Below are 25030 nucleotides of genomic sequence, written 5' to 3'. Positions count from 1 at the left end.
TGGTGCACCGTGCGGCTCTCGTGATTCACAAGGCACGGCAGATCATCCTCGACTTCGGGCAGGATATCGGGCGCATGACGGTGCTCAAGACGCTGCGGAGCCGACTGCGTTATCCACGAGGAACGCCATGCTGACCGTCAATCGGCGACACTCTATCCACAAGCAGTTCCAAGCGACACGCGATCGCCAGATATGTCGTGCCTGGCGGGTGGAAAGGCATGACAAAACGGGCCGTCAGCACCGATCAGCACGGTGGGTTTTGGCAATAACGGGCTTGCGAAAGCCAACTTGCACGGGGCGAATGATCAAAAAGTGCTCGCTGGCGGTGATAGGGAAAGTGTCGGCGCCGGCTTCACGGATTCAGGTATGAGTTAACAGTTATTCTCTGCACAATATTTAAGCGCCTTCTCATTTTGAAAAGGCGAACATCATTCCTCCGATCCCCCATAACAAACGCATCGAAAAGGCGATGAGCAGCACTCCCATCAACCGCTCGAACCAGTGACCGATACGCAGAAATCGCTCGCGAACAGGCGGGCTGGTAAACACAAGGCTGACCAACACGAACCAACCGGCATTGACTAGGCACATCCAGCCGCCATAAAGCATTTGAATACGCAATGGCGTCGAATCACTGACCACAGTCGTGAACACGGCCAGGAAAAACAGCGTCGCCTTGGGGTTGGTAGCATTAGTCAGAAACCCCAGCGCGAACGACTGTCGAAAGCTTCTTGCCCCTGTCTCGGCTGCGGCATCCAGCGCCAACCCTGCTGTGTGCTTGCCTGCCTGCCGGATGAACGTGACGCCGAGATATAACAGGTAGGCTCCGCCCACCAACTCGGCCGCACTCAGTAACCAGGGGGTTGTGTGCATCAACGCGCCGACCCCCAGCAAGGTATAGATCACATGCACCGAGATACCGGCCCCAATGCCGGCCGCCGTAGCGATGCCTAAACGCCTCCCATAGAGCACGCTCTGGCGAATCGTTACAGCGAAATCCGGCCCCGGCGCCACGACGGCAAGAAAGTGTATGGCGGCCAGGGCAAGAAATTCCGACAGATAATCCGATGTCATATCAACTCCAAAAGGAGAGCGGGGTGGCTGGGCCGCGATAACCCACGAAACAAGACAGGCTGAGTCGCATCCCTTCGGTGCCCGGTGTTACGGCGTGCATCTTGCGTGAGTTGAACAGGATCAGGTCTCCGGCCTCTGGGCATACCTCCAAAGTGGCCGCTCCCAGAAGAGTTGGATCAATGCCATAACTGTCACCTCGCATCTCGTCGAAAGCCTCTGCAGACAGCTGCTGATCCCATATCTGCAACGTGCCACCCTCGCCGGGCATGGACAGATAGACGTTGGCAGCCATTTGCGCTTGTAAGCTACAAGCCTGAAAACTGTTCGGCGCGTCTTTGGCGAAGATATCGTGATGAGCCAGGAAAGTGACGCCTGGCTTAACAGCACGCGACAATCCGACATACATCTTTCGACCATATAGCGTTTGGAGTTGAGCACCTGCCGGCCATATTTCGTCCAATACACACCTGAGCAAATCGATAGGGGATACATAAGGTGCGCAGCGCTTCCTCAGTTCATTGATGTTGTCGAAGACACTCTCGAAATAATTAGCGATGAGCGGCGGCTGGTTCTCTGCTTCGTAAAAGGCCATCCCAATCCGGCCAATACTGGGTGCATTCAAGTATTTTTGAAGCCCGCGCTCCATGATCTGCGCGGAAATCCTGGCGGCAATGTCCTTGTCAATAAAGTGACGTACACGAACCGCCAGAACTTCTTCACGCGCCAGCCTCTCGACCGCCCCCTGCTTTAAATCATCCAGTTCGATCAACATACTTCCCCCTGTTAATTATCTTTGCTGCCACTTACCGGATGGCAGGCAACGTTTATTGGCTCTTATGACGTCACCGACATAAGCAGCAGGATCATGGCTAGGTCATTGAATGTCGTACTGAACGATTAACTGGCCTTTCCTCAGGTTCGCCGACAATATCTGGAGGCCTTGCAGATCCGCCGTTTCCGCGACGTGAGTTCCGCCACATCCATAGGGTTTCAGTTCACCGAAGCCAACCTGGCGGAATTGCTTTTCATCTACCTTTACCTTGCAAGGGAGGTTACGAGCAATCAGGTCTTCACAAAGGTTTTGTACCGCTTCCACATCGACGGCCTGAGCATCGCCAGCAGGTTTAAAGGTCACTCGCGCCTCTCCGGGCCAGTGGTGTGCCTTGACAGGCCGCCAAGCGAACGCTTCAAGTGCATGACCAATTAGATGTCCAGCCGAATGCAGCCTAGAATAACGTTGGCGTTGATCGACATTCACTCTGGCAAAAGCTGAACCAGAGCCAACTTCTTGGTGGGTATAATGGATAATATTCCCGTCCGCCTCTTCCACAGCGAACACTTCCGCCTCATCGATCCAGCCCGCGTCTGAGGGTTGCCCACCTCCCTGCGGGTGAAAGGGAGTTGCATTCAAGAGCACGCGATAACCTCTATCAGCCCATTTTTCACAATATAGAACTTCAACTTCAGATTCCGTTATGCCGCCTTCCCAATACAACTTTCGCGTCATAGCTCGGCTCCTCTATCGTTAATCACCAATTGTATTAATGATGAGTGACTGCGATAATACAGCGTAAATTCAAATACTCTTTGCCTCATGAGCACAAATCGAATGGTCACCCTGTTGGGCGAAATGGCGGTCTTCGTCAAGGTGGTCGAAACCGGCAGCTTCTCTGAAACGGCACGTCAGCTGGGCGCAACCCCCTCGGCAATCAGCCGCTCGGTTGCCCGCCTGGAGAAGGCGCTGGGTACCCGGCTGCTCCAGCGCACGACCCGCAAACTGCGGTTGAGCGAAAGCGGGCATGAGGTTCATAGGCGTTGCGTTGATATGGTGAGCGCAGCGCAAGCCGTGATGGCCATTTCCGGGCAGTTCGACCCAGAACCCCAAGGGCTAATACGCGTCAGTGTGCCGAAGGCGGTAGGACGTTTCGTCATCCATCCCCACATTCCTGACTTACTGGCCCGTTACCCCAAAATCGACGTTCAGCTACAGCTCAATGACAATTATGTGGACTTGATTGATGATCAGGTGGATCTGGCAATCCGTATTACGGATCGCCCTTCACCCGGGCTGATGGGGCGAAAGCTCATTGACATAGACCACATGCTTTGCGCGACACCAAAATATCTCGCGCGCCAGGGCACACCAGCACATCCGCACGACCTGAAAGTGCACAATTGCATTTTTCTGGGCGAGGAGCCCGGTGATTCCCGCTGGAAATTCCAGCGCGGGGGCAAGAAAGTGAGCGTCAAGGTGCGTGGCCGATACGCGGTCAATCACACCGGGGCAAGGCTTGACGCAGTGTTACAGCATCTTGGCATCGGCAGTTTGCCGTACTTCACCGCTCGCCCTGCATTGCAGCAGGGAGATATCGTACAAGTACTGCCGGAATGGAAATTCAAGACCCACTATTATGGTGGCGAGGCTTGGGTACTTTATCCACCGACTCGATACCTGCTACCAAAACTGAGTGCTTTTATCAGCTTCATGGCCGAGCGGCTGGGCCAGGAGCCCACTTTGTATAAAAAGACACCTCAGGAACCGGCACTATCAGCCCCTCCCTACGAATCGCCCGAGGCGCCTTTTTAGTGGTCGGCAACCCGCCGGAAGTTAGCCTGCAGGCGTCGGTGAGGCAAGGCAAAATTAATGCTTGCCAAGCCGTTTGCTTGCCCGCTGGCTGAGCAGTCGCTCGCGGATGACATGGGCCAATCGCTTGATGGGGTGTGCTTTCATTGGATTGGGCGTATCCGTTTTACGCTTACGACAGCCAGTATGATGGCCTATGAGTCACTCTTTGTGTGTAACGTCCAACGAGCAATCACAGCAGTGACGATCACGGCAAATAACAGCCGTGCCCATAAGATGCCCACGAGATCAGCACCAAGCATCAAGATCAGCAACGTGTCTTCGATAACGCTATGACAAAGGCCGAGAAAGCAAAGAGCCAGCTTGCTATCGCGCCGGCTCAACACCCCTGTTTGCACATCCCGTATCAATAGCCCTGCGCCATAGCTAAGCCCCAACGTGAATCCAATCACCGTCACATTGGCGGCCGAACGCCCGATGCCTAATAGCCTGAGTAGCGGGAGTAAGCCAAGATGTATCCAACGCTCCAAGCCAAGCGTTTTTAGCAGTTTCAACAACACCAGCAGCGCTAAAATAATCACAAAAATAAGCGCCAACGTTTCAAGCTGTGCTATCGCCCATCCGCTTATCGTTGGTGCTGATGAAAAGCTTGGCTGCCATATCCATACAGCAGGCACTTGTAACAAGCCAAAGTACGTATAAAAGCAGTGCAAAAGCCAAGCCAGCAGCAAAGCTCCGCCTACGCGCAGTACCAACGTCGCCCACCAAGGGACACCAGCCCGCTTGGCAACGGCTCCTTCAACAGGTATCGAGTGTCCTACCAGCATTAACGCACCCAACACGGTGACTTGCTCAACAGTCAAAGGCGTATCAGCGGCGACTTGAAGAAATACCGCCATGGCGGTGTACAAATTGGTGCAGAGCGCCGCCGCCCATACAATACCCATTTGCTCGGGTAAGCCCAGTACACTCATCAAGGGGGGCTAATAGCGACCCCAGCCAGCCGATCCCCCCCAAGAGCTCTAACCCTTTGACGATGAGCAGTGCCGGAATCAGGATTTTGAGTAACGTCACGTAAACACGCAGCGCGTCTTGCAATAAACAGCCTGCCCCAGCCAATAGATGGTAAATGTCGATCCGCATTGATCCCTCGTTGTCATCGCTCGGACAAACGTTATGATATCGACGATGACGCAGAATCTTCTCTCCAATACAGCACTAGCAATCAATATTCGTTCTTTATAAACAAAGAAAGAGCAGGTTATTTCATGGATGCCATTGATCGAAGAATTCTTTACCAGCTTCAACGTGACGCCAGCCTGACCAATCAAGCGTTGGCGGATGAGATAGGGCTCTCTCCCTCGGCCTGTTTAAAGCGAGTCAATCGATTGCGCGACGCGGGAATCATTGAACGGGAGGTTGCACTGCTCAACCCCGATACCATGGGGCCATGCCTGCATATAGTGGTGGAAGTCACCATGGAGAGGGATAACAAGCTACTATACCAACGGTTTTTAGCGTCAGCGTTGGGCGCCCCTGAAGTAAAACAGTGTTATCAAGTAACCGGGGAATGCGATTTTGTGTTGATCGTCACGGTGGCCGATTTAGATGAATACGACCACTTCTGCGACCGTGTGCTCTACGGTGACGACAACCTGCGCAAGTTCCGCACGCTGCTATCACGCAAGCGGCATAAGTTTGATACGTCGGTACCGCTTCGCACTTGAGTGTGATTCAAGCCGTCAGCCCAATTCCTCTCAAAATCACCGAGGTCACCGACTGCACGGCTTTTTCGAACTGCAGGTCGTCCAGCGGTTTATCGTCGTTGAGCAGGTAGATCTGGTAGTCGAAGTCGGCGTAGTGCTGGGTAGAGGCCCAGATCATGTAGAGCAGGTACGAAGGCTCGACGGGGTTTATTTGGCCGGAGTCGATCCACTCGCGGATTTTCGACTCTTTCAGCTTGGCCCATTCATAGAGGTTGTCGCGCAGCCGCTCCTTGAGAATTGGGGCGCCCTGCATCACTTCGGCCGCCCATATCTTGGAACCGTGGGCGCGGTAGCGGGAATGATTCATTTTGGCGCGAATGTAGGTGGAGAGAACCACCCGTGGGTCGTCGTACAGCTCGAAGCAGAGCGCGTCCTGCTTCCACACCTCCAGCAGCGCCAGCAGCACCTCCTGGTAGAGCGCCTTCTTGGTCGAGAAATAGTAGTGCACGTTGGACTTTGGCAGGTCGGCCAACTGGGCAATGTCGCCCATGGAGGCACCGGCGTAGCCTTTTTCGGCAAACAGCTGCTCCGCCGCTTGAAGGATTTTCTTGACGTTGGTTTGCCGTATTTCGTCCTGTGTTCTCGCCACGCTGATGTCCCTTTGCAACCGTCCGCTCAGAGAGTGTTTACAAACTACTGCGCTAGGCCATGCGGCGTTGAAACCAACCTCAAAATGCTCATTTACACCTCGTAAACTGCGCTTTTTCGGCTGATTTCGCCTTGCCTGGCCGTCCCTCGTGACATTTGTAAACACCCTCTCACAATACGCACCAAAAACTGCACCACCGCCCCACGAGGATGCAAGGCGGTGGTGCAGAGAAGATGGCGTAGTTAGCGCATCGCGTCAACGCTGGTTGGTGGGAAACGAAAACTCCGCCCGGGTGGCTTCGCTGACGGAGGGCCAGCGTTGGGAAACCGCTTTTCGGCGCGTGTAGAAGCGCATCGAGTCTGGGCCGTAGGCGTGGAGGTCGCCAAACAGCGAGCGCTTCCAGCCGCCAAAGCTGTGGTAGGCCACCGGCACAGGCAGCGGTACGTTCACCCCCACCATGCCCACTTCGATACCGTCGGTGAAGCGGCGGGCGGCTTCGCCATCGCGGGTGAACAGGCAGGTGCCGTTGCCGTATTCGTGGTCGTTGATCAGCTGCATGGCGTCGTCCAGGCTACCGACCCGCACCACGCAGAGTACCGGCCCGAAGATCTCTTCCTGGTAAATGCGCATCTCCGCAGTGACGTGATCGAACAGACAGCCACCGACGAAATAGCCCTCTTCATGGCCTGCCACGCTCAGGCCGCGCCCATCCGCCACGAGCGAAGCGCCAGCGTTAACGCCGTCTTCGATAAACCCAAGCACTTTATCGCGATGTTCGGCGGTGACCAGCGGGCCCATGTCCAGGCCTTTATCGGTACCGGGGCCCACCTTCAACTGGGCGATCTTGGGCAGCATGGTGTCGACCAGACGGTCGGCGGTTTCATCACCGACGCACACCGCCACCGAGATCGCCATGCAGCGCTCACCGCAGCTGCCGTAGGCGGCGCCCATCAGCGTGTTGGCGGCGTTTTCCAGGTCGGCGTCCGGCAGAATCACCGCGTGGTTTTTCGCGCCACCAAGCGCCTGAACGCGCTTGCCTGCGGCCGAGCCACGGGAGTAGATCGCCTCTGCCACGGGGGTAGAGCCCACGAACGAAATGGCTTTCACGGCCTTGGCATCCAGCAGGGTTTCTACCGCTTCGCGACCGCCATGCACCACGTTCATCACGCCTTTGGGCAGCCCGGCCTCTTGCAACAGCTCGGCCACGGCCATGGCGGCCGACGGGTCTTTTTCGGAGGGCTTGAGGATAAAGGTATTACCGCAGGCAATCGCCATGGGGTACATCCACAGCGGCACCATGGCGGGGAAGTTGAACGGCGTAATGCCCGCCACCACGCCCAGCGGCTGGAAGTTGGACCAGGCATCGATACCCGGCCCCACGTTGTGGGAGTACTCGCCTTTCAGCAGCTCCGGCACGCCACAGGCGTATTCGACGTTTTCAATGCCACGCTTGAGCTCGCCCATGGCATCTTCCACCGTCTTGCCATGCTCTTCGCTGACCAGCTGTACCAAGCGGTCGGCGTGCTCTTCCAGCAGCTGCTTGAAGCGGTACATGACCTGAGCACGCTTGGCGGGCGGCGTATCGCGCCAGGCAGGAAACGCCGCCTGAGCCGCAGCAATCGCCCGCTCCACATCCGCCGCGCTGGCATCCGCCACTTGGCGAACCACCTTGCCCGTGGAAGGGTTGGTCACATCCAGCGTACGCTGGCTTTCCACCAGCTCACCATTAATCAGGTGGGAAACAACACTCATCATGAAACTCCGAAACAGGGTGGGCCAGGGTTATGCCAGGGAATCCAGGGTACTGGCGACGGCATCGAACAAACGCTCAAGCTCGGCTTCCGTGGTGCCAAAGGGAGGGCCGAACTGCAGGGTGTCACCGCCGTAGCGCACGTAAAAACCGGCTTCCCACAACGCCATATGGGCATCGCGGGGGCGAATCGTCGGGTCGCCGTTACGCGGCGCAAGCTGCAGGGCACCGGCCAGGCCGTAGTTGCGAATATCGACGATATGTTGACGGCCTTTCAGGGCGTGCAGCTTCTGCTCGAACACCGGGGCAATCGCACTGACCTGCGCGGGGAAGTCCTCACGCTCGAACAGTTCCAGCGCCGCCAGGCCAGCGGCACAGGCCACAGGGTGAGCGCTGTAGGTGTAACCATGGGGAAACTCGATGGCATGCTGCGGGCCACCAGCGTGCATGAAGGTGTCGAAAATCTCCCGGGAGGCGATCACGGCCCCCATGGGCACCGCTCCATTGGTGATCTGCTTGGCCACGTTCATGATGTCCGGCGTGACGCCAAACGCTTCGGCACCAGTGGTGGCGCCGCTGCGGCCAAAGGCGGTAATGACTTCATCGAAAATCAGCAGAATATCGTGGGCGGAGCAGATTTCCCGCAGCCGGTTCAAGTAGCCCTTGGGCGGCACGATCACCCCCGCCGAGCCCGACATGGGCTCCACGATCACGGCGGCAATGGTCGACGCATCGTGCAAGGCAATTTGATCCAGCAGCGCATCGGCCAGCTCAGCACCGGTTTCCGCCTGGCCACGGGTATAGGCATGGCCCGCTTGCAGCGTATGGGGCAGGTGCGTCACGTCCATCAACTGGCCGTAGTGCTTGCGGTTACCGCCAATGCCCCCCAGGCTGGTGCCACCGATATTCACCCCGTGGTAGCCCTTGGCGCGGCCAATCATGCGGGTTTTTTCCGGCTTGCCCTTCAACCGCCAATACGCCTTGGCCATCTTGACCGAGGTATCGGCGGCTTCTGAGCCGGAGTTGGTGAAAAACACGTGATCCAGCCCAGCAGGCGTTAAGCTGGCGACCTTCTCTGCCAGCTTGAACGCCAACGGGTGTGCCATCTGAAAGCCGGGGGCAAAATCCAGCGTGCCCAACTGCGCCGCTACCGCTTTTTGAATCTCTTCACGGTTATGGCCCGCCCCGCAGGTCCACAGGCCAGAGAGCGAATCGAACAGCTTGCGCCCCTGGTCATCGATGTAATAACGCCCTTCGGCGCCCGCAATCATGCGCGGGTTGGCACGGAAGTCCCGGTTGGCACTAAAGGGCATCCAATAGTGCTGATTCAGCGGCGCAGACGCCCCCCCATCACGGGATGCGTGCTCGGCGGTCTGCGTGGCGGATTGTCGTTGTACGTCCAACATGGTGTTCGTCTCCTCATGTCCGGCTGCCTGGCAATATGGCATGCAGCCAGCATGCGCCACTCGACACGTATGTAAAATTACGCTTTTCTTTTGTTCACGTTAGGGAATAGATACGTAACATCGCCGCATTTAACTCTACGCTGGCAGTTAATGAATAAACGACAGGACGCTCGCCAGCCTTACCTGTGCTCATTCAACAAGGATTTCCCATGAACTCATTGACTGACCCCAGCACTACACAGCGCCATTTACAGACCGACAGCGACCGCCTTTGGGCGTCACTCATGGAGATGGCCAAACTAGGGGCCACGCCCAAGGGCGGCGTGAACCGTCAGGCGTTGACCGACTTGGAGCGCCAGGGCCGCGACCTGTTTATCCAGTGGTGCCGTGCCGAGGGCTGCACGATCCGCATTGATAATATCGGCAATATCTTTGCCCGCCGGGAAGGCAGCGACCCCAGTGCCAAAACAGTCATGGCGGGCAGCCATCTGGATACCCAACCCACCGGCGGCAAATACGACGGCTGCTTCGGTGTCATGTCGGGTCTTGAAGTCATTCGTACGCTCAACCAGCACAACATCACCACGCGCTCGTCCATCGAAGTGGTCGCCTGGACGAACGAAGAGGGCTGCCGCTTTCCTCCCTGCATGATGGGCTCTGGCGTCTTTACCGGCGAACTGGCGTTCGATGCCATGATGGCGCGCACCGACGCCGAAGGCATCACGGTGAGCGACGCGCTGGATGCCATTCACTATCGTGGCCAGGATGAGGTGTCGCCGGACGAGATCAAGGCGTATTTCGAGCCTCACATCGAACAAGGCCCCATTCTCGAAGATACCGAGACCACCATTGGCGTGGTCATCGGCGGGCTTGGGCAGAAGTGGTTCGACTTGACCCTGACGGGGCTCGAAGCCCATGCAGGTCCCACGCCCATGAACCTGCGCCGGGATGCCATGATGGGCGCGGCAGAAGTCACCCAGGCACTCAACCGGATTGCCCATGAGCATCAACCCCACGGGCGCGGCACGGTGGGCTGCATGACGCTGCACCCGGGCTCGCGCAACGTGATTCCCGGCCAGGTCAAGATGACCCTGGACATGCGCCACTGGGAACCCGAGGCCCTCATTACCATGGGGCAAGCCGTGGCCAGCGCCGTGGAAGAGATTTGCCAACGTCACGGGCTGGAGTACGAACTGACCCCGACGGCCGATTTTGCCCCTGAGCATTTCGATCAGGCATGCGTGAATAGCGTGCGCCAGGCCGCTGAAAAGCTGCAGCTATCGCACATGGATATCATCAGCGGCGCAGGCCACGACGCGATGTTCATTGGCCGTGTTGCCCCCGCCGCGATGATCTTCATTCCCTGCAAGGATGGCATCAGCCATAACGAGATCGAAAGCGCCACGCCCGAGCACGTCCACGCAGGCTGTAACGTGCTGCTGCACGCCATGCTGGAAGCGGCAGAGGTGCATGACAGAGCTGCATGATATTGAGTCGTGAAGCGTGAGCAGTGTGGCTAAACGTCAGCCAACTGCCTGCGTGCCAACTCGGCGAACTGTTTGCGCGAGGGTTTGAGCGCCACCTGCGGTGGCCAGGGTAGCCAGGCATCGGGGACCATGAAGCCCGGCAGCGCCTCGCGTACCCAGGCGGCCAGGGCCTTGTGGCAGAGCGCATCGGTTTGCGGTTCGATGAAGGCCACCGGGCGCTCGCCCCACTCCGGGTGGGGCACGGCCACCACCAGCGCCTGGGCCACGCCCGGGTAGTCGACCAGCCGCTGCTCGATGCTCTCTGGCTGTATGTTTTCACCGCCGGAAATGAACACGTTGTCGAGCCGACCTTCGACGACGAGTGCCTGCTGGTCGTCGAAGTAGCCCCGGTCGCGGGTGGCGAACCAGCCCTCGTCGTTGACGGCGGGGTCCAGCGCGCCATCGGCCAGATAGCCGCTGAACAGCGTGTCGCCCTTGACCTGAATTTCGCCATCCACCACCCGCACCTGACGCCCCGGCAAGGGCTGCCCTACCACGCCAGGGGCGGAGGGCAAGCCGGTGCACACCTGGCTGGCCATTTCCGACAGCCCATAGCTGACCTTGGGCGTCAGCCCCAGGCGCTGCAAGCGTTCGACCAGCGGCGCGGGAATGGCCGCGCCCCCCAACAGCAGCTCGCGGAGCTGGGTGTGTCGAGGGTCGAAGCCTTCCCTCAAGAGCCGCCAAAGCTGCGTCGGCACCAATGAGAGGTGGGTGATAGGCTGCTGCATCAGGCGCTCGGCCAGCGGGCGAGTCGCATCGTCCAGCACCAGCCGCCCCCCGGCCAGAAAGACCCGAAACGCAATGGCATAGCCTCCCACATGAAACAGCGGCAGCGAAAGCAGCCAGCCGCTATCCGGGTCCACAGGAATCAGCGACGCCGAACCCCGCGCCGAGGCCAGATGATTGCCCACCCGGTGCAGCACCGCCTTGGGCGGGCCGCTGGAGCCGGAGGTGAGGATGGTGTTGCTGCGCTGGCTCGCGTACAAGACCGGTGGCTCGCCGGAGTCGGCCTCCGCGCGGTAGTCGAGGGAGATCGGCGGCAGCTCGGAAGAGTAGGCAAAGTCGCTCTCCGGCTGGCACACCCGGGTGACCTGCATCCGCCGCGCCAGCGCCTGCTGCTGAGCCACGGGGAACGCCGGATTCAGCGGGCAGAACACCACCCCTGCCCGCAGGCAGGCCCAGGCCAGCAGCACGCCCTGCAACGACCCTCGGGTGGGTACCAAAAGGGGCATGCCCGGCATCAGGCCCTGCCTGGCCAACTGCTGGGCCAGGGATGCCACGCGCCGGTTCAACGTGCGATAGCTCAGGCGCACCGCGCCCGCCTCCACCGCGATATGCTCCGGCGTCTGCTGGGCCCAGTAGTGAATGGGGCATGTCTCGGTCACAGGGAAAGCTCCTTGCGGTCGTCGCCAGCGGCGGCGTGGTAGAGGCAGTGCAGCCGCGCGTGCCGCAACTTACCGGCTGGCGAGAGAAGTGATTCGCTGAACGCCTGGGCGGTATCCAGCCCCGCAGGCTCCTCGGGAGCCCACTGCCGGGCCAGGCAACTCAACTGCCCCAACCCCCATTGAGATTCGAAACTGGATGAGATCACCACCCGCAAGCGGTGGGCTCTGGCGCGCTGAACCAGCGCCTGGCAAGCTGCGAACCCGCCCATCAGCGTCGGCTTGATGATCAGCGCCGCCAGTCGGGGGTGCGGCACCCAGGCAGTGCCGCGCTGCAGGGTTTCATCCAGGGCGATGTCGATGCCCGTGGCGTCCGCCACAGCGATGCTGTCGGCCAGCGTAGCACAGGGCTCCTCCAGGTAATCGATTTGGGCAGGCGAGAGCTGCTGGCAAAAGCGCAGTGCCTGCTCGCGCTGCCAGCCACCGTTGGCATCGAGGATCAGTCGCGTGTTGGGTAGCCACTTGGCAAGGCTTGCGATCAAGGCCAGCTCCGCATCGCTCGAGTAGCGGGCCACCTTCAGCTTGATGCGCTCTGGTGGAGCAGCCTGCCATTGGGCCGCGCGCTCCGGCAGTGCACTCATCAGCGCTTGCGGGGTGCCCTGCAGCAATGGGTAAGGCGGCAGAGAAGCAGGCAGGGAAGCGGGCCAGCGGTGCCGGGCGCAGTCGAAACCAAACTGTACTGAAGGTAACGTTGGTTTGGCTGTCTCACCGCGCTCTATAGCCGCCAGGCAGGCCAGGCTCTCGGCGGTGGCGTCAGCGAGGGTTTCTGTGGAGAAGCCAGGCAAAGGGGCTATCTCGCCCCACTGGCCGTTGATCGTGACTAACAGGCCTTCTCTGCTCGCCAACCGCTGACCTTTGAACGTCAGCGGCTGGCGAAACGGTAGCGAGTAGCGGTAAAGCGCCAGCGCCATCAGGGGTTGCGCGGGTAGCGCGAGAAGTCCGGGCGGCGCTTTTCATTGAAGGCGTTGCGCCCTTCCTGCCCCTCGTCGGTCATATAGAAGAGCATGGTGGCATTACCCGCCAACTCCTGCAGCCCGGCCTGGCCGTCGCAATCGGCGTTCAGCGCCGCTTTCAGGCAGCGCAGCGCCATGGGGCTATGCTGCAGCATTTCACGGCACCAGCGCACGCTCTCTCGCTCCAGCTCGGCCACCGGCACCACGTGGTTCACCAGCCCCATCTCCAACGCCTGGGCGGCGCTGTACTGTCGGCACAGGAACCATATTTCACGGGCTTTTTTCTGGCCGACGATTCTCGCCATGTAGGAAGCCCCGTAGCCCCCGTCAAACGACCCCACCTTGGGGCCCGTTTGCCCAAAAACGGCGTTGTCGGCGGCGATGGTCAGGTCACACATCATGTGCAGCACGTGGCCACCGCCAATGGCGTAGCCCGCCACCATGGCGATGATCGGCTTGGGGCAGGTGCGAATGTCACGCTGGAAATCCAGCACGTTGAGGTGATGGGTGCCCGCCTCGTCGCGGTAGCCGCCATAGTCGCCACGAATACGCTGGTCGCCCCCAGAGCAGAAGGCCTGTTCGCCTGCCCCGGTCAGCAGAATCGCGCCAATGGCGCTGTCATGGCGCGCGCGGCCCAGGGCATGGATCATCTCGCTCACCGTTTGCGGGCGAAACGCATTGCGCACCTCAGGGCGGTTGATGGTGATCCGGGCAATACCCTCTTCAGCGGTGTGATAGAGGATGTCCTGGTACTCCTGCGAGGCGTCCTGCCACTTGATGGGGGCATACAGCGCCTGTTCCGTGAGTCCTTCGATCATGCTGACCTCGTGCTTTATCAGGGGTGTGCGTTCTTTTTGATACGGTCGTGTTCGCGGGCGGGCCTCAGCGCAGCCAGCCCACGATCACCAGAGCCAGCGCCAACAGGCTCAGCAGGGCCGCCAGGCCGTACATCAGCCATTTGTTGCGGGTGTCCTGGCCCAGGCTCAGGTCGAATAGGCCATGGCGCAGCCGGTGGGCGGCATGAAACAGCGGCAAGCACACGGCGGCGCCGATGAACAGCACGCCGGGCAGGCTGAACAGCAGGCGGGAGGCCCGCTCGTGACCAAGCGCCTCGGCGGGCAGCAGGCCCAGCGGCAGCAACAGCCCGATGAACAGAATCACCGCAGGCAAGACCACGGCAAAACAGACGCCCCCGGCACTGAACAGCCCCCACCACAGGGGTTCGTCATAGGCTTGCCGAGGCTGACCCAGGGATGCTTTTTGATGTGAGGTTTTCATGCGCCGCCCCTCCCCAAGAGCCAGAACAACACGGCCGCCACTGCCACGACTCCCGCCCACTGGCCAGCAACGATGGCACCAGCGGGCACGCTGCGCCCCGCCACGCGTAGCGGCATGACCCGAGGAAACAGCACGAAGAAGGTGGCCGCGTGATAGAGGCTGGCCACCAGCGCCAGCGCGTTCAGCAGCAGCACCAGCGGCGAGCCCATGAAGGCCACCCAGCCCTGCCAGCTCGCCGGGCCCTGCAACAGCGCGAACACCCCTGCCAACAAGCAGAGAATGAAAAATACCAGCGGCACCACCGTGGCTTCGCGCAGCATATAGCGCTTGAAGAAACCGTGCTTCAGCCACCAGTTGCGCTTCAAGGGCGGCAGCCGTTGTGATGATGATTTTTCCATGCGGCACTCTCCCGACGGTTCGTTCTGGCCAATCAGCCCTTGAACAGCGCGATCAGCGTATGTTTGGCGGCCTCGACCTTGCCCTGGTTGACCGCAGCGGCTGGGTCGACGTGCTTGGGGCATACCTGCGAGCAGAAGCCCACGAAGGTACAGCTCCAGACACCATCATGGCGGTTGAGCTGCGCCATGCGCTGGCGTTTGCCCTGGTCCCGGCTATCCAGGTTGTAGCGGTGCGCCAGGGTCAGCGCCGCAGGCCCCAGAAACTCCGGGTTCAAGCCAAACTGCGGGCACGCCGAATAGCACAGGCCACAGTTGATGCAGTTGGCAAACTGCCGATAGCGCGCCAGCTGTTCGGGCGTTTGTGTGTGGGGCTGCGCCTGGCCGGGATCGAAGGTCTGCACCGGGTCCTGTTCGATCAGGTAGGGCTTCACCGCCGCCAGGTGCTCCAGGAACAGCGCCATGTCCACGACCAGGTCCCGCTGAACAGGGAAGTGCGCCAGTGGTTCGATACGAATCTCGCCAGAGTAGTCGCGCAGGAAGGTTTTACAGCCCAGCTTGGGAATGCCGTTGACCATGACGCCGCAGGAGCCACAAATCGCCATTCGGCAAGACCAGCGGTAGCTCAGCGTGCTGTCCTGCTGCTCCTTGATATGGTTCAGCGCGTCGAGAAGCGAGGTGCTGTCCTCCACCGCAACGTCGTAGGTTTGCCAGTAGGGATCCGCTGCGCTGTCGGGCAGGTAACGCTTGATGCTGATGTGCTTGTTCATGCCTTGCCTCCCTTGGCCGCATCCCCGTAAACCCGCGCGGCCGGGGCCGAAAAGCGGGTATCCACCGCCTGCCAGCGTAGCTCGGCGGGCGCGTCACCCTGGTAAAACACCTGGCTATGCTTGAGATAGCCCACATCGTCACGGGCCTGCAGGCCCTCGTCCAGACGCTGGTGGGCACCCCGGGATTCGCGACGCTCCAACGCGGCCAGGCACGACGCCTCGGCGATCTCCAGCCCGTAGCCAAACTCCAGGCACTCCAGCAGCTCGGTATTGAAGATCTTGCTGGTGTCACTGACCCGCACCTGGGCATAGCGCTGGCGCAGCTGGCGGAGGGTGTCCAACGCCTGCTGCATGCCTGCTTCGGTGCGGTAAATGCCGCAGCCGCTCTCCATGGCCTGCACCATGGCGTGCTTGAGCGTCACCCAGGATTCACCGCTGCCCTGGCCATCGCATAGCGTGGCCAGCCGCGCCTGCTGCCGCTGGGCCTGCGCCTGCAAGACCGGCAGCGCCACCCAGTCGGTGCGGGCGGCCCGCTGGCTGGCCTGCTCCCCGGCCAAGCGGCCAAAGACCAGCAGCTCGGTCAGCGAGTTGGAGCCCAGCCGGTTGGCCCCATGCAGGCCCACCGACGCACACTCCCCGGCGGCGTACAGGCCTGCAATGGTCGTTTCGCACTGGGGATCGGTTTCGATGCCGCCCATGGTGTAGTGCACCGCAGGCCGAATCGGGATCGGCTCCTTGACGGGGTCGACGTTGATATAGGATTTGGCCAGCTCGCAGATGAACGGCAGGCGCTCATGCAGATAGTCGGCGCCCAAGTGACGAAGGTCGAGATAGACCACGTCGCTGTCGCCAAACTTGCCGGTGCGCCCGGCTTGCTGCTCCTGCCAGAACGCCTGGGAAAGCTTGTCTCGAGGGCCCAGCTCCATGTACTTGTTTTCCGGCTTGCCCAAGGGGGTTTCCGGCCCCAGGCCGTAATCCTGCAGGTAGCGGTAACCCTCATTGTTGAGCAGGATACCGCCTTCCCCCCGGCACGCTTCGGTGATCAGGATGCCCGAGCCGGGCAGGCCGGTGGGGTGGTACTGCACGAACTCCATGTCGCGCAGCGCCACGCCGTGGCGGTAGGCCATGGCCATGCCGTCACCGGTGACGATGCCCGCATTGGTGTTGAAGCGAAACAGCCGCCCCGCCCCGCCGGTGGCCAACACCACCGCCTTGGCACGCAACAGCAGCAGCTCACCCGTGGCGACCTGCAGGGCAATGACGCCCACCACGGCCCCTTCGTGCACCGCCAGGTCCAGCACGAAGTACTCGTCGAAGCGTTCGATCTCGGGGTATTTCAGCGAGGTCTGAAACAGCGTGTGCAGCATATGGAAGCCGGTCTTGTCGGCAGCAAACCAGGTGCGCGCCGTTTTCATGCCACCAAAGCGGCGCACCTGTATGCGGCCATCGGGCTGGCGGCTCCAGGGGCACCCCCAGCGCTCCATCTGCACCAGTTCCTGATAGGCGTGGCGCACGAAGTAGTCCACCACGCCCTGCTCCACCAGCCAGTCGCCCCCAGAAACCGTGTCGTCGAAGTGCGCCTGAAACGAGTCCTCGTCACTGGTCACCGCCGCCGCGCCCCCTTCGGCCGCCACCGTGTGGGAACGCATGGGATACACCTTGGAGACCAGCGCAATGCGCTGCGCGTGACCGCCCTGCTTGGCCTGCTCGGCGGCCGCTATGGCGGCCCGCAGGCCAGCGCCCCCACCGCCGACGATGACGATATCCACATCCTGCTGCTGCATGGCACCCCCCTGTGCGGCTGCACTACTCATGACGCAATTCTCATTACGGACTTCTCATGACGCAATTCTCATGACGCGACGCCGGCCAGCGCACGGCCTGCCGCCCTGCTGATGAAGCGACGTTATCACAGCCCGACAGGCCCTCGGCCTTGATCTAAAGCATGATTGATATAGATCAAATAAACCGCGACTTGCCTTGCCTATGCTTTCCCTGACACCCGTGAAACACCACGCTGGATCTCATCTCTGCTGTGCTCACTCAGGCAAGGCGCTACGGCTTGCCGATAACCTTATCGAGAGGTCGCCATGAACCTCAGCACTTCGCTCCGCTCTCGCTGGCCGCTGCTCGCGCCACTGGCCACCACGCTGGTGATCGCCCTGCTGCCCACCCCGGCCGGGCTACCGCCCCATGCCTGGTACTTCTTCGCCATCTTTTTGGGCTGTGTGGTCGGCCTGATTCTGGAACCCCTGCCCGGCGCGGTCATCGGGCTGGTCGGCGTTACCCTGGTGGCGCTGCTTTCCCGCTGGGTGCTGTTCTCCCCGGAGCAGCTGGCCAACGACGGCTTCAACGCTGCCAACCAGGCCTTCGCCTGGGCGGTTTCGGGGTTCACCAACGCTACCGTCTGGCTGATTTTCGGTGCCTTCATGTTTGCCCTGGGGTATGAAAAGACCGGGCTGGGGCGGCGGATCTCGCTGTGGCTGGTGCACGCCATGGGCAAGCGCACGCTGACCCTGGGTTACGCGGTGATGATCGCCGATGGCATTCTGGCCCCTTTTACGCCCTCCAATACGGCGCGCAGCGCAGGCACCATCTATCCGGTCATTCGTAACCTGCCACCGCTGTACGACTCGCACCCCAATGACCCCAGCATGAAGCGTATGGGCAGCTTCCTGATGTGGACCGCCATTGCGGCCACCTGCGTGACCAGCTCGATGTTTCTCACTGCCCTGGCGCCGAACCTGCTGGCCATCGCGCTCACCGAAAGCGCCACGGGCATCCATATCAGTTGGGGGCAGTGGTTCGTGGCGGTGGTGCCGGTGGGGGTCCTTCTGCTGCTGTTGGTGCCGCTGCTGTGCTACTGGCTGTGCGCCCCGGAGGTAAAGGCCGGGGATGAGATCTCCGACTGGGCGAAAGGGGAGCTGCAGACCCTGGGCCCGCTGACCCGCCACGAAATCGTGCTGGTCATCATGGTGGTCACCGCGCTGCTGCTGTGGATCTTCGCTGGCGACCGGGTATCGGCGTCGCTGGTGGGGCTGGTGGTCATCTGCGGCATGCTGCTGACCGGCATGGTGAGCTGGAACGACATTCTCGACAACCGCGCCGCCTGGAACACCTTCGTGTGGTTTGCCACCCTGGTGGCTCTGGCGGGTGGCTTGAGCCAGGTGGGCTTCGTGGGCTGGTTCGGTAACCTGGTAGGTGGGCAGATCAGCCACTTCGACCCGCTGCTGGCCATGGTCGCCCTGGTGGTCATCTTCTATGTTCTGCACTACTTCTTCGCCAGCATCACCGCCCACGTGACTGCCCTGCTGCCGGTCATGCTGGCGGCGGCGTCAGGCATTGCAGGGCTGGACATGCAGCTGTTCATTCTGCTGTTGCTGCCCACCCTGGGCTTCATGGGCATCCTGACCCCTTATGGCACCGGCCCCAGCCCGGTGTATTACGGCAGCGGCTACTTGCCCAGCACGCTGTACTGGCGCCTGGGGGCCATCTTCGGGCTGCTGTTCCTGGTGGCCTGGCTGGCCATTGGTCTGCCCTGGCTACTGCTGATTCAGTGAGCCACGTACTGACTCAGTGCACCATGCGCTTGCCGCGCCTCAGCGCGGCAGCGTTTGTGCGAAGTGCTGCGCCAGTTGCTGTGCCAATTGCAGTGCCATGGCCCTGGGGTGTTCCACGTGCAGGTTATGGCCGCCCGGCAGCGCCCAGTGGCGCAGGCGCGGCGCGTGCTGCGCCAGGCGGTTGGCCAGGGTGTTGAACTTGTGGTCCCGCAGGCCGGAGAAATAGCCCACTGGCAGGTCGGTCTCGGCCAGCCACTGCCAGAGAGAGGGCTGCCGACCCAGCGAGGTGACCCGCAGCATGTGCGCCACGGCGGGGCCATGGTTGGCCAACCGGCGCTGAATCTGACGCTGGCGCTGTGAGGCCGTCAAATCGGCAAACACCGGCTGCTGGTACCATGCTGTCAGCACGTCGGCCAGTGGCGACTGCTCAAAGCGCTGCGCCCAGTGCTCATCGTGGGCACGGCGTGCTTCCCGCTCTGGCGCGGCCAGCCCGGGGTGCGCGCTCTCCAACCACAGCGCCTCCAAACCGGCGGGCCGCTGGCTGGCATGATAGAGCGCCAGTCGGCCACCCAGGGAGTAGCCCAGCAGGCCATAACGCCCCACGCCCGCCTCGGCCAGCGTGCCGCTGAGCCAGTCATGAAAATCCGCAAAGGAGCCCACCGCAGGCACTGTGGGCTGCCCATGCCCCGGCAGGTTCAGCGCCAGGCAGCGCACGCCCGGCAGCGCTTGTTCCAGCGCCTCGCCAAGCGCTTGCCAATCTTGCTGATCGCCCAGCAGGCCGTGCAGCATCACCAGCGTAAAGGGCGGCGAAGGGTCATGATGCATCGGGTGCCTCCCTGAGCCACGCGCCCAGAGCCTGCAACGCATCGGTGGCCTGCTGATGGGGCACCGTGACCTCGATCAGCGTCACCCCGGCCTCCAGCGCCTGAGTGTAGACCTCGCAAAACGCCGCCAGCGTGGTCGGTGCGGCATAGTTCAGGTGAAACATGCGCGCCGCATGCTCGAACGCGAGCCCGTGGGGTTGGCGATAGTAGCGCTCCAGCAGGTCGCCCTCGTCCGGCACCGGCAGCATGTGGAAAATGCTGCCGCCATCGTTATTCAGCACCACCACGACCAGCGGCGCTTGGGCCCTGGCCAGCAGCGCCAGGCTGTTGAGGTCGTGAAGCGCGCTGGTGTCGCCCAGAATCACCGTGGTGGGTTCATCGGTTGTGCAGGCCAGCCCGTACGCAGTGGCCAGCAGCCCATCGATGCCCGAAGCCCCGCGATTGGCCATCACCCGCAGCGGCGTCGAACGGGTCGAGCCCAGCATGTTCATCAACCGGGCGGGCAGGCTATTGCCCACGAACAGCGCCCCTCTGGCCAGTTGGGCCAGCTGATGACACACCCCCAGCTCGGAAAACTCCGCCGTATAGCGTTCGATGCCCTGGCGGGTGCGCTGCTGAAGGTGCGCCAGGGTATGCCAGGGGGGCTGGGCAGGCCCGGCGGGCAGCGTGGCGATGGCCTCGGCGGGCGTGCACACCAGCCGCTGAGTAAGGGTGAAGTCCGGGTCCAGGCGCTGGGGTAACGGGTCGACCAGCCACGCCTGCTGCCAGGGGTGGCGGGCAATCATCTGGGTCAGGCGCTTGGAAATCAGCCGGCCGCCAAACTGCAGCAGCACGTTGGCGCGGCCCAGCTCGGCGCTGACCTGCGGGTCCTGAAGGGCCAGGTCCATGTGCACCAGGTGGCGCGGGTCGCCGTGCAGCTGGCTTTGCAGGTCGGCCAGCAGCGGCCAGCCCAGCTGCTCGGCCAGGGCCGCAATGGGGGCCGCCTGCTGGGGGTCATCGATGCGCCCCACCACGATCACCCCGCGCTGCCGGGTGAAGGCGGCGGGCCATGCCACCGGCAAGGCGGCGGGAGCGGTTTGCCAGGCGCTCCAGGGGGCATGGCTGTGCTGCCAGCGCGAAAGCGGCGCCAGGTAGTTGCTGGCCTCCACGGGCGGGCCGGAGGGGTAGAGCGGTTCGCGGTAGCGGCAGTTGAAGTGCACCGGGCCCGGCAGGCGGTGCTGTCGCGCCATGGTCTGGTCGATCGTACTGAGCAAATAGGCGGCGGGAATCTCGCGACTGGGGGTCGGCAAGTCGTGGTGCGCCACCGTGTGGCGGGCGAAGATATCCCGCTGGTCGATGGCCTGGTTACTGCCGTTATCCAGCAGCTCGATGGGCCGGTCGGCAGACAGAATCACCAGCGGCACGCCCAGCAGCGCGGCTTCCACCACGGCCGGATAAAGGTTGGCCACCGCCGTGCCGGACGTGGTGATCACCGCCACCGGCTGCTGGGCGCCTCGGGCCAGGCCCAGCGCCATGAACCCCAGCCCGCGCTCGTCGAAGTGAGTATGGCAGCGCAGCCCAGCGTGCTCGCTGGCCGCCATGGTCAGCGGGGTGGAGCGCGAGCCAGGCGCCACGACTACCTCGCGCAGCCCCCAGCGGTATAGCTCTTCCAACAGCAGCGATGCCCAAACGTGGTTAAAGGTGGCGTAATGCATCGGCTTATCCCATCCCCAGCAGCGAGAGAATATCGGCAATCTTGGCATCCAGCTCGTGCCACTCGTCGTCGGCCTGCGACCCCGCCACGATACCCGCCCCTGCGTACAGGCGGATCGCCGTATCGCTGACCTGGGCACAGCGAATCGACACCGCCAGCTCGCTGGAGTCATGCCCCACGCGGCCAAAGGCACCGGCGTACCAGCCCCTGGCGTGGCGCTCCAGCTCACGGATTCTGGCCAGCGCCGCCGCCCGCGGGGTGCCGCCGACGGCGGGCGTGGGCGGCAGCACGCTGAGCAGCTGCTGGTCGGTGATGAAGGGGTGCAGCTCGGCATGGATTTCGCGGCGAATATGCTGCACGGACCGCAACGGCACCACGTGGGCCTCGCCCATTTCCAGGCGCTGGGCCAGCGGCTCCAGCTGGGTCAGCAGCTGCTGGTAAACACACTGGTTTTCCAGGCCGTTCTTTTTATCGGCCAGCAGCGCCCCGGCGAGCGCTTCATCCTGCGCCGTGTCACGCCCCCGCCGGGTCGTACCGGCCAGTGCCTCCGTGATCAGCTGCTGGCCCTGGCGGCGGTAGAGCCGTTCGGGAGAGCAGCCAATCAGCGCCGTACCGGGCGCCCACTGCACCCCGAAATGAAAGCAGTGCCGCGCTTCGGCCTGCCAGCGCCCCAGCAAGGCCCAGGGGCTGAGCACGCGCTCGGCGGTCAGGCAGGTTTCTCGGGAAAGCACCACTTTGGGAAGCTGCTGCAGCCGTTCGGGCTGGGACACCTGCGATACCCAGCGGCCCCACTCCCGCCGCGTGGGCGTATCACACCGCTGGTAGCTGCCATGGGCCACCGGGGGCAGCGGCTGTTCCGGGACGATGGCCGCCAGGCACGCCTGGGCGGCGGCCAGCTCTTCGGCGGGAGGGCGGTCATCGAAGCGCAGGTTCACGGAAAGCGTACACCGCCCCTGCTGACGCTTGAGCAGCACCCGGGGCAGTATGAAGCGGCAGTCACCAAACCCGGGCCAACCCGCCGCCTGGGCATCGAAGGCTACCCCGCCGAAATAGTCGGGCGAGCCGCTGGCGGGCTGGGCCTGAGCTTGAGCCTGCATATCGACCTGCAGCGCCACCAGAGAGTCAAACGCCCGCGCTTCGCCCAGCACGGCATAGCCCGCCGCCGAGGCCTCACGCGGCTGCCAATAAAGGCGGGGCGTCACGCGCTGTGCGTTCAACCACCCCACCAAATCCTCCACCTCGCAGGGCACGCTCAGGCTCTGCGTACCCCGGCATGCCAAAAGGTCCAGCGCCGACAGCTGTGCTGCCAGCGCCTTCGCGGCCTGGATCACCTGCATAGCAAACTACTTCCCTGACAACCGATGCCTGATATAGGGTAGCACCCAGCGGTCGCCGCCATAGCGCCCGGCGTTGGCACCGGCCACCAGCAGGAAAAAGCTCAGGGCGATCATCCAGGGGTTGGTGGACACCGTGCCCGCCATCAAGAACGACATGTTCATGACGATGGCAAAGAAAGCGGCATAGCAGGTCAACACGCCCACGATCAGCCCCAGCCCCACCAGCACTTCCCCCAGCGGGATTATCACGTTGATCACATCCGCATACGGCAGCGCGACATGCTCCAGAAACGCCACGTAGTTGGGGTAGACCACGCTGCCTTCGCGCATGACCGGGTTGGCCACGGCATTGCTCAAAAACCCTTCGGCATTGAAGCCGCCGGTCATCTTGCCGATGCCCAGGGTCAGCCAGGTAATGCCCAGGTACAGCCTCAGCAGTAGCCAAACCAGGGCAGCATATTTGTTTTGTCTGAAAAACTCGCCGATCATCGCGTAGACTCCTGCCACGTTCACTTTCAGGGGGAAGCCCCAGTGTGCGTCAGGACGGATACCTCTTTTTTGACCCAGGTCGTGGTTTTTGCCATTAATGATACAGAGTCGAATGTTCACTCTGCCCGATGGCTATACCGACCGGCCACGCTGACCAGTTCAGCGACTGCAACAGGAATGCTCACCATGGAACACACCACCCCACACCGCCCACTCCATGCCTGGTTGCTCGCCGCACGGCTGCGCACCCTGCCGCTGGCCTGCGCCTCGATCCTGCTGGGTTCGGGCATGGCGGCGCAGGCGGGTGGCTTTCAGGGTGGGGTGCTGCTGCTGTCGCTGCTCACGGCCATTCTGCTGCAGGTGCTTTCCAACCTGGCCAACGATTATGGCGATGCCCAATCGGGGGTGGACGATGCTAGCCGCACCGGCCCCGTGCGGGCGGTGGCCAGCGGGCTATTGACCCCAGACGCCATGCGCCGGGGCATGCTGCTCACCGGGCTGGCGGCGGCCATAGCGGGGTTGTCGCTGCTGTTCGTCGCTTTTGGCAACGACCTGCGCAGCTGGCTGGTGTTCGTGCTACTGGGCGCCGCGTCCTTGCTGGCGGCCATCACTTACACCGTGGGGCTGGGCGGCAAGCCGTATGGCTATCGTGGGCTGGGGGACGTGGCGGTGTTCGTGTTTTTTGGGCTGCTGGGCGTGCTGGGTACGCTCTATTTGCATACCCAGAGCCTGAGCGGGCTGGCCATGCTGCCCGCCGCCGTGTGCGGCTTGCTGGCCACCGCCGTGCTCAACGTCAATAACGTGCGCGACATCCACAGCGATGCCCGCCACGGCAAGATGACGCTGGCCGTGAGGCTGGGCAAACGGCGGGCCGTTCTCTACCACTGGGCGCTACTGGGCACCGCCCTGCTGCTGACGCTGGGGTATCTGGTGTGGCTACCCGTACCCTGGGTGGGCTGGAGCTGCCTGGTGGTGGCCAAGCCGCTCTACGACGCCGGGCGCACGCTCAGCCGCACCGAGGATGGCGAGCAGCTAACGGGCATGCTCAAGAAAACCGCGCTTTCCACGCTGGTTTACAGCCTGCTGCTCGCGGTGGGGCTGGCGCTTGCCTGACGGCGGCTTGGGGCTTGGGGCTTGGGGCTTGGGGCCAAGGGCCTTACAGCACTACCTCATAGCCTTCAAACTTGGGCGGCCCCAGGTAGATGCCTTCCGGCGATTTGGCATTGGCGTGGGCTTTGCGGAAAGCCTCTGACTTGGTCCAGGCGCGGAAGGCCTCTTCGGATTCCCACACGCTGTGGGAGATGAACACGGTGTGCTCTTCCTGGCTTTCGCCCTGCAGCATGTGAAACTCCTTGAAGCCCGGCACTTCCTCCAGGTGGGAATCGCGGTTGCGCCACACCTCCAGAAAATCCTCTTCGCGGCCTGGGGCAATCCGAAAACGGTTCATGGCTATGTACATCGAGACTCTCCTGTTGATCGGGAGTAGATAGAGTGATTACGCCAACGCTGGCTTGATGCTGACACTCCCCGCCCGCCGCGCTTCGCGCTTTGGGCGAGGGTTCTGAGATCACCCCCAGAACCTTCCTGCTTCCAC

Annotated in this window: 24 protein-coding genes; 5 read left to right on the top strand and 19 right to left on the bottom strand. The window is 62.1% G+C overall.

The features are described 5' to 3' along the window. Positions 1-408 precede the first annotated feature (408 nt). The 3 genes from CWI66_RS15020 to CWI66_RS15010 all read right to left on the bottom strand — a co-directional run bounded on the left by CWI66_RS15020 (position 409) and on the right by CWI66_RS15010 (position 2581). A complete protein-coding gene (locus tag CWI66_RS15020) occupies positions 409-1074 on the bottom strand; it encodes a LysE family translocator (protein ID WP_100732145.1) in 666 nt (221 codons plus the stop codon). A 1-nt stretch (position 1075) separates the two neighbouring features. Beyond that, positions 1076-1846, bottom strand: coding sequence for a 2OG-Fe(II) oxygenase (locus CWI66_RS15015; protein ID WP_100732144.1), 771 nt, complete (start codon positions 1844-1846; stop codon positions 1076-1078). Positions 1847-1948: 102 nt separating this feature from the next. Further along, positions 1949-2581, bottom strand: a complete 633-nt coding sequence (locus CWI66_RS15010; RefSeq protein WP_100732143.1) for a hypothetical protein — start codon at positions 2579-2581, stop codon at positions 1949-1951. Positions 2582-2683: 102 nt separating this feature from the next. Here CWI66_RS15010 and CWI66_RS15005 point away from each other — a divergent pair, with 102 nt between their 5' ends. Beyond that, a complete protein-coding gene (locus CWI66_RS15005) occupies positions 2684-3661 on the top strand; it encodes a LysR family transcriptional regulator (protein ID WP_232710933.1) in 978 nt (325 codons plus the stop codon). 191 nt (positions 3662-3852) lie between these two features. Here the strand turns inward: CWI66_RS15005 and CWI66_RS14995 are convergent, their stop codons facing one another. Continuing rightward, the gene (locus CWI66_RS14995) at positions 3853-4635 is read right to left on the bottom strand and encodes a hypothetical protein (protein ID WP_332868383.1); all 783 of its coding nucleotides are present in this window, start codon (positions 4633-4635) and stop codon (positions 3853-3855) included. A 291-nt stretch (positions 4636-4926) separates the two neighbouring features. Here CWI66_RS14995 and CWI66_RS14990 point away from each other — a divergent pair, with 291 nt between their 5' ends. Continuing rightward, positions 4927-5385, top strand: a complete 459-nt coding sequence (locus CWI66_RS14990) for an Lrp/AsnC family transcriptional regulator (protein ID WP_100732141.1) — start codon at positions 4927-4929, stop codon at positions 5383-5385. Between the two features lie 7 nt (positions 5386-5392). On the opposite strand, the gene CWI66_RS14985 is transcribed toward CWI66_RS14990, so the two are convergent. The 3 genes from CWI66_RS14985 to CWI66_RS14975 form a co-directional block, all read right to left on the bottom strand. Further along, complete coding sequence (locus tag CWI66_RS14985) at positions 5393-6013, bottom strand: TetR/AcrR family transcriptional regulator (protein WP_016915179.1); 621 nt, start codon at positions 6011-6013, stop codon at positions 5393-5395. Between the two features lie 255 nt (positions 6014-6268). Continuing rightward, on the bottom strand, positions 6269-7765 hold the full coding sequence (locus CWI66_RS14980; RefSeq protein WP_100732140.1) for a CoA-acylating methylmalonate-semialdehyde dehydrogenase: 1497 nt from the start codon (positions 7763-7765) through the stop codon (positions 6269-6271). Between the two features lie 30 nt (positions 7766-7795). Further along, positions 7796-9169, bottom strand: coding sequence for an aspartate aminotransferase family protein (locus tag CWI66_RS14975; protein ID WP_100732139.1), 1374 nt, complete (start codon positions 9167-9169; stop codon positions 7796-7798). Positions 9170-9378: 209 nt separating this feature from the next. On the opposite strand from CWI66_RS14975, the gene CWI66_RS14970 reads away from it, so the two are divergent. Then, positions 9379-10656, top strand: coding sequence for a Zn-dependent hydrolase (locus CWI66_RS14970; protein ID WP_100732138.1), 1278 nt, complete (start codon positions 9379-9381; stop codon positions 10654-10656). 29 nt (positions 10657-10685) lie between these two features. Here the strand turns inward: CWI66_RS14970 and CWI66_RS14965 are convergent, their stop codons facing one another. From CWI66_RS14965 to frdA, 7 genes are all read right to left on the bottom strand, one after another. Continuing rightward, complete coding sequence (locus CWI66_RS14965) at positions 10686-12080, bottom strand: AMP-binding protein (protein ID WP_100732137.1); 1395 nt, start codon at positions 12078-12080, stop codon at positions 10686-10688. Continuing rightward, complete coding sequence (gene menC, locus CWI66_RS14960; RefSeq protein ID WP_100732136.1) at positions 12077-13048, bottom strand: o-succinylbenzoate synthase; 972 nt, start codon at positions 13046-13048, stop codon at positions 12077-12079. The genes CWI66_RS14965 and menC overlap by 4 nt, the downstream gene beginning before the upstream one ends. Continuing rightward, positions 13048-13908, bottom strand: a complete 861-nt coding sequence (menB, locus tag CWI66_RS14955) for a 1,4-dihydroxy-2-naphthoyl-CoA synthase (protein WP_081138766.1) — start codon at positions 13906-13908, stop codon at positions 13048-13050. The genes menC and menB overlap by 1 nt, the downstream gene beginning before the upstream one ends. Positions 13909-13972: 64 nt before the next feature. Further along, entirely contained in the window at positions 13973-14368 is a 396-nt protein-coding gene (gene frdD, locus CWI66_RS14950) for a fumarate reductase subunit FrdD (protein ID WP_100732135.1), read from the bottom strand. After that, a complete protein-coding gene (locus tag CWI66_RS14945) occupies positions 14365-14766 on the bottom strand; it encodes a fumarate reductase subunit C (protein WP_100732134.1) in 402 nt (133 codons plus the stop codon). Before CWI66_RS14945 ends, frdD begins: the two co-directional genes overlap by 4 nt. A 32-nt stretch (positions 14767-14798) precedes the next feature. Further along, the gene (locus tag CWI66_RS14940) at positions 14799-15533 is read right to left on the bottom strand and encodes a succinate dehydrogenase/fumarate reductase iron-sulfur subunit (protein ID WP_081194564.1); all 735 of its coding nucleotides are present in this window, start codon (positions 15531-15533) and stop codon (positions 14799-14801) included. Next, positions 15530-17317, bottom strand: a complete 1788-nt coding sequence (frdA, locus tag CWI66_RS14935; RefSeq protein ID WP_100732146.1) for a fumarate reductase (quinol) flavoprotein subunit — start codon at positions 17315-17317, stop codon at positions 15530-15532. The genes CWI66_RS14940 and frdA overlap by 4 nt, the downstream gene beginning before the upstream one ends. A 306-nt stretch (positions 17318-17623) precedes the next feature. On the opposite strand from frdA, the gene CWI66_RS14930 reads away from it, so the two are divergent. After that, a complete protein-coding gene (locus CWI66_RS14930; RefSeq protein WP_100732133.1) occupies positions 17624-19093 on the top strand; it encodes an anion permease in 1470 nt (489 codons plus the stop codon). A 39-nt stretch (positions 19094-19132) separates the two neighbouring features. On the opposite strand, the gene menH is transcribed toward CWI66_RS14930, so the two are convergent. The 4 genes from menH to CWI66_RS14910 are packed head-to-tail and all read right to left on the bottom strand — an operon-like array spanning position 19133 to position 23436. Next, positions 19133-19918, bottom strand: coding sequence for a 2-succinyl-6-hydroxy-2,4-cyclohexadiene-1-carboxylate synthase (gene menH, locus CWI66_RS14925; protein ID WP_100732132.1), 786 nt, complete (start codon positions 19916-19918; stop codon positions 19133-19135). Further along, complete coding sequence (menD, locus tag CWI66_RS14920; RefSeq protein WP_100732131.1) at positions 19908-21611, bottom strand: 2-succinyl-5-enolpyruvyl-6-hydroxy-3-cyclohexene-1-carboxylic-acid synthase; 1704 nt, start codon at positions 21609-21611, stop codon at positions 19908-19910. The genes menH and menD overlap by 11 nt, the downstream gene beginning before the upstream one ends. A gap of 4 nt (positions 21612-21615) precedes the next feature. Further along, positions 21616-22947 carry an isochorismate synthase gene (locus tag CWI66_RS14915; RefSeq protein ID WP_100732130.1) on the bottom strand — a complete coding sequence of 444 codons (1332 nt, stop codon included), beginning with the start codon at positions 22945-22947 and terminating at the stop codon, positions 21616-21618. Positions 22948-22953: 6 nt separating this feature from the next. Then, positions 22954-23436, bottom strand: a complete 483-nt coding sequence (locus CWI66_RS14910) for a DoxX family membrane protein (protein ID WP_054641826.1) — start codon at positions 23434-23436, stop codon at positions 22954-22956. 186 nt (positions 23437-23622) lie between these two features. Here CWI66_RS14910 and menA point away from each other — a divergent pair, with 186 nt between their 5' ends. Continuing rightward, positions 23623-24549, top strand: coding sequence for a 1,4-dihydroxy-2-naphthoate octaprenyltransferase (gene menA, locus CWI66_RS14905; RefSeq protein WP_100732129.1), 927 nt, complete (start codon positions 23623-23625; stop codon positions 24547-24549). Positions 24550-24592: 43 nt separating this feature from the next. Here menA and CWI66_RS14900 read toward each other — a convergent pair whose 3' ends face one another. Beyond that, positions 24593-24895 carry an antibiotic biosynthesis monooxygenase family protein gene (locus CWI66_RS14900; RefSeq protein ID WP_016915196.1) on the bottom strand — a complete coding sequence of 101 codons (303 nt, stop codon included), beginning with the start codon at positions 24893-24895 and terminating at the stop codon, positions 24593-24595. Between the last annotated feature and the right edge of the window lie 135 nt (positions 24896-25030).

It is taken from the genome of Halomonas sp. 141, from assembly GCF_002810305.1.
GTDB classification, from domain to species: domain Bacteria; phylum Pseudomonadota; class Gammaproteobacteria; order Pseudomonadales; family Halomonadaceae; genus Vreelandella; species Vreelandella stevensii.
This window is presented reverse-complemented; position numbering and strand designations above follow the sequence as displayed.